This window comes from Sphingomonas faeni (assembly GCF_040407565.1).
Taxonomy (GTDB): domain Bacteria; phylum Pseudomonadota; class Alphaproteobacteria; order Sphingomonadales; family Sphingomonadaceae; genus Sphingomonas; species Sphingomonas faeni_F.
The window spans coordinates 314,955-324,483 of sequence record NZ_JAPZPR010000002.1; the positions used below are offsets into that span (position 1 = coordinate 314,955).

Below are 9,529 nucleotides of genomic sequence, written 5' to 3' on the forward strand. Positions count from 1 at the left end.
GCACCAGTCTCATCGCAGGAGTTCACGGATGGAGGGGGTAGGCTTTCTTTCGCTCGAAGGCATCGACGGCAGCGGCAAGACGGGAATCGTGCGGGCCCTGGTCGAGCATCTCCGGGACCAGGGGCTGGACGGCGTGACCACGCGGGAGCCCGGCGGCACACCGCAGGGCGAAGCGATACGGTCGCTCATCCTTTCCGGCGCCGACGACGTATGGGATCCGCATTCCGAGCTGTTGCTCATGACCGCCGCGAGGGTCGAACACGTCCGTCGCGTCATCCTTCCCGCGCTTCGTTCCGGACAATTCGTCGTATCGGACCGCTACGTGGGGTCGACGATTGCCTATCAAGGCGCCGGGCGCGGCATGTCGGAACGGCTGATCCGCAATCTGCATGCGTCGGTCGTCGGCGACGTCTGGCCCGATCTCACGATCGTCCTGGACCTCGACCCGGAGATCGGACTGCAACGGAGTCGGCGACGGCTGTCCGACGAGGTGATCGACGAGGGCCGCTTCGAGACGCTCGACCTCGCATTCCATCGGCGGATCCGACAGTCTTTCCTCGATCAGGCGGCAGACGCGCGGCATCGCCATATCGTCGTCGACGCGTCCGGACCATTGGACGAGGTTCGCGCGCGCGTGATGTCCGCCTTCGATGCATGGGCGTTGGCTCCCGATCGCCGATTGCCCGCGCCCTGATTGCCCCATAGCGTCCGTCGTTCGTCAATTCTGGAAGGCCGCCATGTCAATGCCCGTGGATCGAAACCCTATGAGCCGTCGCAGCATCCTCATCGCCGCCGGCGCCACGTCGGCCGCGCTGGTCGTCGGCACCCCCGTAGTGTCGGCAGCGCCTGGATTGCCGGCGTCCTGGGACCGGCAACCGCGCATCCCGCTATGGCCGGACGGACCACCCGAGACCGGCTTCGTCCCGCAACCGCAGCCCGCGTCCTACCCCCGGAACTTCGTCCGCAACGTCGCGCAGCCCGAGTTGCGCGTGTTCGTCCCGGCGCGGCCGAACGGCCAGGCGGTGCTGTCGATCCCCGGCGGCGCCTATACCTTCGTCTCGGTGGTCAACGAAGGGATCGACGTCGCGCACCGCATGAACGCGCTCGGCTATACCGTGTTCGTGCTGATCTACCGCCTGCCCGGCGAAGGCTGGACGCACCGCGCCGACGTGCCGTTGCAGGATGCGCAGCGCGCGGTCCGCGTGATCCGGTCGCGCGCGCACGACTATCGCCTCGATCCCGCGACGCTGGCGGTGATCGGCTTTTCGGCGGGCGGGCATCTGGCGGCCAGTCTGGCGACCGGGTTCGGCGAGACGGTGGCCGCGGTGCGCGATGCGGTCGATCGCCAGGACGCGCGGCCGGCGCATGTCGGGTTGATCTATCCGGTCATCAGCCACGCCCCCGGCATCGGCCATGCCGATTCGACCCGCATGCTGCTCGGCCCCTCCCCCGACGCCGCATCGATCGCGCGCCGCTCGCCCGCTGAGCACGTCACCGCGACCACGCCGCCGATCTTCCTCGCCCACGCGTTGGACGATCCGGCGGTACCGGCGGAGAACAGCGTCATCATGATGCGCGCGATGCAGGCGGCGAAGCGCCCGGTCGAGGCGCATTTCTTCCAGCGCGGCGGCCACGGCTTCGGCACCGGCCGGCCCGACCTGCCAGCCAGCGCCTGGCCGGACCTGTTCCTGCGCTGGATCGCCGATCGCACCGCCGCCGCCTGACCCGACACGCACTGGAGATCGACATGACCGGATGGAACAGGCGCGAGATGCTGCACGCAACCGGCGCGGTCGTCGCCGGCACGCTGCTCGCGCCAATGGCCGGCGCGGTCGGCACGACGCCCCCCGCAGCCGAGGCGCTGGCACATGTCGCACCCGAATTGCGCCCGGCCGCGCAGCGGATGCTGACGCTGGCGGCGCAGAGCGACCCGTTCACCGACGTGGCGCTGCCCAAGCTGCGTGCGGCCGGCGCGGCTGGTGCCCCGGCGCAACTTGCCGACGTACCCGTCACGGCGCGGCAGGTGCCGGTCGGTCGCGGCCAGCCCGACGTCACCGTCTATGTCGTCAACGCGAAGCCCGGCGGCGCGGCGCGCCCGGCGATCCTTCACACCCATGGCGGCGGCTTCATCCTCGGATCGGCGAAGCAGGAGCTCGCCTATCTCCAGCAGCTGGCCAGGGACGTCGACTGCGTCATCGTGACCGTCGAATACCGTCTGGCACCCGAGACGCGCTACAGCGGCTCGATCGAGGAGAATTACGCAGGGCTGCGCTGGCTTCATGCGCACGCCGCGACGCTCGGCGTCGACCGCACCCGGATCGCGGTGATGGGCGAAAGCGCCGGTGGTGGCCATGCCGCGCTGCTGGCGATCGTCGCGCGCAATCGCGGCGAGGTGCCGGTCGCCTTCCAGTCGCTGATCTATCCGATGCTCGACGATCGCACCGGCGGTGCCGTCCAGCTACCGTCCTTTATCGGCGCGGTCGTCTGGACCGGAACGGCCAATCAATATGGCTGGCGCTCGTTTCTCGGCATGAGCCCCGGCACCGCGCGCGTGCCTGCCGCTGCAGTGCCGGTGCGGGTCGCCGATCTGCGCGGCCTGCCCCCCACCTTCATCGCGGTCGGCGGCGTGGACCTGTTCGCGCCCGAGGACATGACCTACGCCCGGCGTCTGGTGGAAAGCGGCGTCGCGACCGAATGCCTGCTCGTCCCGGGCGCGTTCCACGCCTTCGACCGGATCGCGCCGGATACGCCGCAGGCGCAGCAGTTCACCCGCGCCAAACTCGCCGCGCTGCGCCGCGCCTTCGCCGCCACCTGACCGGTGCTTCGCCCGCGTCGCCGCGCGGGCTCACGACGCTGGATCGGTGACGTCGTGCACGCGTAGCGTGGCGAGCGCAGCAAGCGCGAGAACGACCGCGGCGAACGCCATCGTCCAGATCGGCTCGGTCGGGAAGAACGCCTTCAGCACCGACCCCATCAGCGTCGCGACGAGCAACTGCGGAATGACGATGAAGATGTTGAACAGGCCCATGTAGATGCCGAGCTTGGCCTGCGGCAGGCTCGACGCGAGGATGGCGTACGGCATCGCGAGGATCGACGCCCAGGCGATGCCGATACCCACTTCGCTGACGAGCAACAGCATCGGATCGCGCACGACCAGGAAGCTGGCGAACCCGGCCGCGCCGCACAACAGGCATACGACATGCGTCCTGACGCGCCCGATCCGCCTGGCGAGACGGGGCAGGACCAGCAACGCGACCAGGGCCGCGACCGCGTTGTAGACCGCGAACAGCACGCCGACCCAGTCGCTGCCGGCGTTGTACGCCGCGCTCGTCGCGTCGCTCGATCCGTACATATATTGCGCGACGACCGGCGTGCTGAAGATCCACATGATGAACAGCGCCGACCAGCTGAAGAACTGGACGACCGCGAGACGCTTCATGACGCCTGGCATAGCGGCGAAATCGCCGACGATCTGGCTAAGCGCGTTGTCGGTGTTGCCGCCGCGCGCGAGGACGATGGCGACGACGCTGGCGACGCCGAACGCGACGAGCAGACCGCCGAGCAGATACACTTCCTTCTGTAACGCCAGCTCGGGGACCGCGACGATCACCGCGATGCCCGCGACGATCCAGGCGACGCTGCTTGCAAAGCCGCGGTTGGCGAGGTCGCCCGCCGGTGCGACCCGCACCGCGACCGCGTCGCGCTCGGCAAAACCGGCCATCTGCGCGGGGCTGTATTCGCGCGTGCTGCCGACCGTCCAGAGCACCGCCAGCAACAGCGCCGCACCGCCGAACCAGAAGCTGTAGCGCACCGTATCGGGCACGCCCGACAGCGCGTCGCCCGAGACGCCGAGATGCGCGAGCACGAACGGAAAGATCGATCCGACCACCGCGCCGGTGCCGATGAACGCGGTCTGCAGCGCATAGCCGGCGGTGTGCTGGTCCTTGCGCAGCATGTCGCCGACGAACGCGCGGAACGGCTCCATCGAGACGTTCACCGACGCATCGAGCACCCACAAGGTGAGCGCGGCGAGCCAGAGCATCTTCGCCTCGGGCATCACGAACAGCGCCAGGGCCGCAAGCACCGCGCCGGCGAAGAAATAGGGACGACGCCGGCCGAAGCGCGTCCAGGTGCGGTCGCTGTAATGGCCGATGATCGGCTGGACGAGCAGGCCGGTCAACGGTGCCGCGACCCACAGATAGGAGAGGTCGTCGAGCGAGCCGCCGAGCGTCTGGAAGATCCGGCTCATATTGGCGTTCTGCAACGCGAAGCCGATCTGGATGCCGAAAAAGCCGAAGCTGATGTTCCACAGGCCGCCAAAGCCCTGGACTGGTTTCTCGGTCAAAACGCGGTTCCCCTCGGTCGCCGCTTGTCCGCACGGCGATCCTGTCGGCTTGGCTTGACCCCAAGCGACTGTCAAAACAACCATGCATACGAATACCTTCGCACCGCACGCCGCGGGGCGGCATGAGGACCGGGATGACAGATACGCTCAAAACCACGCTGCATCTCCAGGGCCAGGAGCAGCGCCCGCTGCTCGCGATCGACGATTTCTGGCCCGATCCGGATGCGCTCCGCGAGGATGCGGCGAGCCTTCGCATGACGGCGATCGGCCCGCATTATCCCGGCGTCCGCGCACCCGTGCCGCCACGCCTCGCCGAGACGATGCGCCGCCGGATCGCCCCGTTGCTGGCGGAGCATTTCGGTCTCGACCCCGCACCGGCCGTATCCGAAGCCTATTATTCGCTGGTGACCACGGCCCCCGTCGATCTCGCGCCGATCCAGCGCCTACCGCATTTCGACGGCGTGGAATCGCGGCGGATCGCGGTGCTGCTGTTCCTCGGGCATGGCGAGCAGGGCGGCACCGCGTTTTACCGGCAGCGGGCGACCGGGTTCGAAAGCGTCGATGCATCGCGGCTCGACCGGTTCCGCGCGGCGCTGGACGCGGACGTGCAGACGTTCGGGATGCCGGAAGCGTCCTACATTGCCGGGGACACCGCGTTGTACGAGTGTGCCGCAGTCCAGCCGGCGCGGTTCAACCGGGCGCTCGTCTATGCGGGAAATACGCTGCACTGCGCGTATCTGCCGCCCGAGGTGGCGCTGAGTTCGGACCCGCTGGCCGGGCGGCTGACTCTGAATCTGTTCCTGTTCGACGACTGAATGCGCCTGCCCGTTCCGCTTGGCGCTTCGATCCTCCCCCGCCAGGCGGAGGTGGCGCCGAAGGTGACGGAGGGGGAGGTTACGCAACAGCGGTTGCTCATGCCGCCCCCTCCGTCAGGCTGACGCCTGCCACCTCCCCCTGGCGGGGGAGGATCGTGTCGCGCTACGCCCCGCTGCTCGCGCGGATCACCAGTCGGGTCGGCAACGGCGCACTTTCCACCGCCTCGTCGCGCACCCTGGCGAGCAACGTCCGCACCAGCGCCTCTCCCGCCCGGCGCGCATCCTGCGTGACGGTCGTCAGCGGCGGGTTGGTCAATTGCGCGGAGGCGATGTCGTCGAAGCCGACGATCGCCACGTCGCCCGGCACCGAACGTCCCGCCGCCGCCAGTCCCCGCATCGCACCGATCGCGATGCTGTCGCTCGCCGCGAAGATCGCGTCATACTCGACACCGCGCCGCGCGAGATCGGCGACCGCGTCCTGTCCCGCATCCTCGGTGGTGATCGCATCGACCTGCAACGCGTCGTCCACCGTCAGCCCGGCCGCCTCGAGCGCGTCGCGATATCCCCGGTAACGATCCTCGAGTTCGGGATAGCGCCCGTCGGCCGCACCGAGAAAGGCGATCCGGCGGCGGCCGCGTGCGATCAGGTGCGCCGTCGCCGCCTCGCCACCACCGCGGTTGTCCGAACCGACCGTGATCCCCGCCGGCCCCGTGCCGACCGCGCCCCAGCGCACCACCTTGGTGCCCTGTTCGGTCAGGTGATCGAGCCGGGCGCGATAGGCTTCGTAATCGCCATAGCCGAGCAGGATGATGCCGTCGGCCTTGCGGCTGTCCTGGTAATCGACGTGCCAGTCGCCCGACAATTGCTGGAACGAGATCAGCAGGTCGTAGCCGGCCCGCGCGCAGGCGTGCGTGATCGAGCCGAGCATCGACAGGAAGAACGGGTTGATCGTCGAATCGTCTTCCGCCGGCTCTTCGAAGAACAGCAGCGCCAGCGTGTTCGCGGACTGGCTGCGCAGCGACGACGCGTGCTTGTCGACGGCATAATGCAGGCTCCGCGCGATCGCCTCGATCCGCTGGCGGGTCTGCGGATTGACCGACTTCGATCCCCGCAGCGCACGCGACACCGTCGGCTGCGAGACGCCCGCCAGTTGCGCGATGTCGAACGATGTCGGGCGACGCCCCATCACCGGCACCGATATCGGCGCCACTGTCGGCTGGCGTGGTCCGAAAGAGACACGGTCTGCATGAAACAGTGAATACGTATGCCCGTCCCTTTTGCAACGACCGCCGCCGAAATATAGCAGCCTTGCGACAATCGACGCGAAAGCACGACGTCGAGGCTACCGACACAAGTCACTGAGGATGCGCGGGATCATTCCCGCCAAAGGGGTATTCATGAGCAATTTTGCACCGTGCCGCGCGCGCGCCACGACCGGCGTTTCCGCGCATAGCCGCCTCGCGCTCCGCGTCAGCGCCACCGCACTCGCCGCCGCGCTGATCCTGCCGGGCCAGGCCGCGTTCGCGCAGGCGACACCGGGCACGGCAAACGCGAACGCGACCGCACCCGCGCAGGTCGACGCGGTCCCGACCGTAGCGGCACCGACGCCGCAGCCCGCCGACGCCGTCCCGACCGCGCCGCAGGATTCCGCACCGCAGGATGCCGCGGATGGTGGCGACATTGTCGTCACCGGCATCCGCGCCGGCCTCGAATCCTCCGCCAAGATCAAGCGCCAGTCGGTCCTGATCGTCGACTCGGTCTCGGCCGAGGACATCGGCAAGCTGCCTGACGTGTCGATCGCGGACTCGCTCGCGCGCCTGCCCGGCGTGACCGCGCAGCGTCTCGAAGGCCGCGACCAGCGCCTGTCGATCCGCGGCCTCGGCCCCGATTTCTCGACCACGCTGCTCAATGGCCGCGAACAGGTGACGACCGGCGACAACCGCGGCGTCGAGTTCGACCAGTATCCGTCGGAATTCTTCAAGACCGTCAACGTCTACAAGTCGGCCGACGCCTCGCTGATCGCCGCGGGTGTCGCCGGTACGGTCGACCTGCGCATGCTGCGACCGCTCGACCAGGCGCACCGCATCATCGCGGTCAGCGCGCGCGCGCAGATGAACGGCATCGACAAGCTGAACCCGGATGGCGATCGCTACGGTTATCGCGCGTCGGCGACCTATGTCGACAAGTTCGCCAACGACACGCTCGGCATCGCGATCGGCGTGTCCGCAACGCAGACGCCGTCGCAGGACGAGCGCTACAACGCGTGGGGCTATAGCGGCGCCGGCACGGCGACCAGCCCGTTCCTGCTCAACGGCGCCAAGCCGTACGTCCAGTCGAACGAACTGAAGCGGTATGGCGGCGTAGCCACGATCGAGTGGCAGCCGTCGGACAGCTTCCATTCGACGTTCGACGCGCTGTATTCGCACTTCGAGGAAACGCAGATCCTGCGCGGCATTGAATTCCCGCTGGCTGGTCAGTTGACGACGCCGACCTCGCCTGGCGGAACGACCGCTACCGGGGTGACAATTGCCGACGGCTTCGCGACCAGCGCGACGTTCGGCAACGTCTTCGCGGTGCAGCGCAACGACTATAACCAGCGCAAGGCGGACAATTTCTCGCTCGGCTGGAACAACGACCTCAAGCTGACCGAGTCGGTTCACCTCAACGTCGATGCGAGCTGGAGCCGTGCGAAGCGCACCGACTTCCTGCTCGAGACCAACACCGGCACCGGCTTCGCCAAGAGCGGCGCGGCGGACACCGTCACCGTCAAGCAGAATGGCAACGGCACCTACACCTTCTCGCCGACGCTCGATTACACCAACACCAACATCTTCAAGCTGACCGATCCGCAGGGTTGGGGCAACAACGGCACGCAGCAGGTCGTCCAGTCGGGCTTCCTCAACCGGCCGAGCTTCAAGGATGATCTGAAGTCGCTCCGCGCAAGCCTCAACGGCGAGTTCTCGGACAGCGTCGTCAAGGGCTGGGAAGCCGGCGGCAACTACAGCCAGCGCAAGAAGACCAGCGCGTACACGTCCTATTTCCTCTGCCCGACCGGCGGCGGCACCAACTGCACCGTGGCGAGCGGCTCGCCGCTGAGCGGCAACGTGCCGAGCGAGGCGTTGCTCGGCAAGAACGTGGCGCTCGATTACCTCGGCATCCCGCAGATGCTGACGCTCGATCCGCTGTATCTCTACAATAATTCGCTCAATGCGGCGTTCGACGGTCGTCCGTCCGCGCTGGTGCGCGACAATGTCGTGCTCGAAAAGGTCTGGACCGGCTATGCCAAGGTCACGATCGACGGCCTGGTCGGCGACAAGCCGCTCAAGGGCTCGATCGGTGCGCAGGTGGTGCATTCGGACCAGAGCTCGACCGGCCAGATCGCCAGCGTCGTCGGCGGCGTCGTGACGATCGCCCCGGTGACGCAGTCGGTGAAGTACACCAACTTCCTGCCCTCGGCGACGATGTCGGTCGAACTGATCCCGCTGGGCTTCGTCAAGGTCGGCGCCTCGCAGACGATGGTCCGTCCGCGTCTCGACCAGGAGCGCGTGACGCAGGACGTCGCGATCAACCTGACCAATATCGGCCAGACGCCCGCCGGGCTGTTCCCGGTGTTCACCTCGACCGGCGGCAACGTCAATCTGAAGCCGTACCAGTCGACCAACATCGATCTGTCGTTCGAGAAGTATTTCAGCGGTGGCGGCTATGTCGCACTGTCGGGGTATTTCAAGCACCTCACCGACTTCGTCGATCCGAACAACTCGCTGCCCTACGACTTCTCGGCGCTGCTGCCGGCGCTAACCGCGGCACAGCAGGCGCAGGTGATCGCGGCGGGCCAGACGATCGGCAACGTCTCGACGCCTGCCAATACCGGTCGCGGCGAAGTGCTCGGGGTCGAGGGCACGGTGTCGCTGCCGTTCAAGGCGATCACGTCGGCGCTCGACGGCTTCGGCATCTTCGCCAGCGGCAACTACACGCAGTCGACGATCAAGTTCGCCAGCAACCCGACCGATGCGATCACCCTGCCCGGCCTGTCCAAGTGGACCGGCAGCGGCACGATCTACTTCGAGAAATGGGGCTTCCAGGCGCGCGCGAACTATCGCTACCGCTCCAGCTTCCTCGCCGAGGTCGCCGGCCTGTCCGCCAACCCGACCTATCGCACCGCGCGATCGGAAGGCATCCTGGATGCGCAGATCGGGTATGAATTCCAGAGCGGTCCGCTCGCGAACTTCGCGATCCTGGCACAGGCGAAGAACCTGACCGACCGGCCGTTCGTGACCTACCAGAACGACGATCCGCGCCAGGTGATCGACTATCAGCGCTATGGTCGCGACTATTATGTCGGCATTACGTATAAGTTCTGATGTCGATG

At 67.5% G+C, this 9,529-nt stretch carries 7 protein-coding genes; 5 read left to right on the forward strand and 2 right to left on the reverse strand.

Going from position 1 to position 9,529, the window contains the following annotated elements; translation table 11 throughout:
- The first annotated feature begins 28 nt into the window (after nucleotides 1-28).
- From tmk to O6Y00_RS05965, 3 genes are all read left to right on the forward strand, one after another.
- Nucleotides 29-694 carry a dTMP kinase gene (gene tmk, locus O6Y00_RS05955; RefSeq protein ID WP_353441676.1) on the forward strand — a complete coding sequence of 222 codons (666 nt, stop codon included), beginning with the start codon at nucleotides 29-31 and terminating at the stop codon, nucleotides 692-694.
- A 70-nt stretch (nucleotides 695-764) separates the two neighbouring features.
- Complete coding sequence (locus O6Y00_RS05960) at nucleotides 765-1,724, forward strand: alpha/beta hydrolase (protein WP_353441677.1); 960 nt, start codon at nucleotides 765-767, stop codon at nucleotides 1,722-1,724.
- A 23-nt stretch (nucleotides 1,725-1,747) separates the two neighbouring features.
- The gene (locus tag O6Y00_RS05965) at nucleotides 1,748-2,815 is read left to right on the forward strand and encodes an alpha/beta hydrolase (RefSeq protein ID WP_353441678.1); all 1,068 of its coding nucleotides are present in this window, start codon (nucleotides 1,748-1,750) and stop codon (nucleotides 2,813-2,815) included.
- Between the two features lie 30 nt (nucleotides 2,816-2,845).
- Here the strand turns inward: O6Y00_RS05965 and O6Y00_RS05970 are convergent, their stop codons facing one another.
- The gene (locus tag O6Y00_RS05970; RefSeq protein WP_435368591.1) at nucleotides 2,846-4,429 is read right to left on the reverse strand and encodes an MFS transporter; all 1,584 of its coding nucleotides are present in this window, start codon (nucleotides 4,427-4,429) and stop codon (nucleotides 2,846-2,848) included.
- Nucleotides 4,430-4,479: 50 nt separating this feature from the next.
- Here O6Y00_RS05970 and O6Y00_RS05975 point away from each other — a divergent pair, with 50 nt between their 5' ends.
- The gene (locus tag O6Y00_RS05975; RefSeq protein ID WP_353441680.1) at nucleotides 4,480-5,160 is read left to right on the forward strand and encodes a DUF6445 family protein; all 681 of its coding nucleotides are present in this window, start codon (nucleotides 4,480-4,482) and stop codon (nucleotides 5,158-5,160) included.
- A gap of 163 nt (nucleotides 5,161-5,323) precedes the next feature.
- Here O6Y00_RS05975 and O6Y00_RS05980 read toward each other — a convergent pair whose 3' ends face one another.
- Nucleotides 5,324-6,346 carry a LacI family DNA-binding transcriptional regulator gene (locus tag O6Y00_RS05980; RefSeq protein ID WP_353441845.1) on the reverse strand — a complete coding sequence of 341 codons (1,023 nt, stop codon included), beginning with the start codon at nucleotides 6,344-6,346 and terminating at the stop codon, nucleotides 5,324-5,326.
- A 211-nt stretch (nucleotides 6,347-6,557) separates the two neighbouring features.
- Between O6Y00_RS05980 and O6Y00_RS05985 the strand changes: the two genes are divergently transcribed.
- On the forward strand, nucleotides 6,558-9,521 hold the full coding sequence (locus O6Y00_RS05985) for a TonB-dependent receptor (protein WP_353441681.1): 2,964 nt from the start codon (nucleotides 6,558-6,560) through the stop codon (nucleotides 9,519-9,521).
- The last annotated feature ends 8 nt before the right edge of the window (nucleotides 9,522-9,529 follow it).

Excerpts from the sequence above, each read along its gene's own strand:
- tmk (WP_353441676.1), top strand. The coding sequence starts at position 29 with ATGGAGGGGGTAGGCTTTCTTTCGCTCGAAGGCATCGACGGCAGCGGC.
- O6Y00_RS05960 (WP_353441677.1), top strand. The coding sequence starts at position 765 with ATGAGCCGTCGCAGCATCCTCATCGCCGCCGGCGCCACGTCGGCCGCG.
- O6Y00_RS05965 (WP_353441678.1), top strand. The coding sequence starts at position 1,748 with ATGACCGGATGGAACAGGCGCGAGATGCTGCACGCAACCGGCGCGGTC.
- O6Y00_RS05970 (WP_435368591.1), bottom strand. The coding sequence starts at position 4,429 with ATGGTTGTTTTGACAGTCGCTTGGGGTCAAGCCAAGCCGACAGGATCG.
- O6Y00_RS05975 (WP_353441680.1), top strand. The coding sequence starts at position 4,480 with ATGACAGATACGCTCAAAACCACGCTGCATCTCCAGGGCCAGGAGCAG.
- O6Y00_RS05980 (WP_353441845.1), bottom strand. The coding sequence starts at position 6,346 with ATGGGGCGTCGCCCGACATCGTTCGACATCGCGCAACTGGCGGGCGTC.
- O6Y00_RS05985 (WP_353441681.1), top strand. The coding sequence starts at position 6,558 with ATGAGCAATTTTGCACCGTGCCGCGCGCGCGCCACGACCGGCGTTTCC.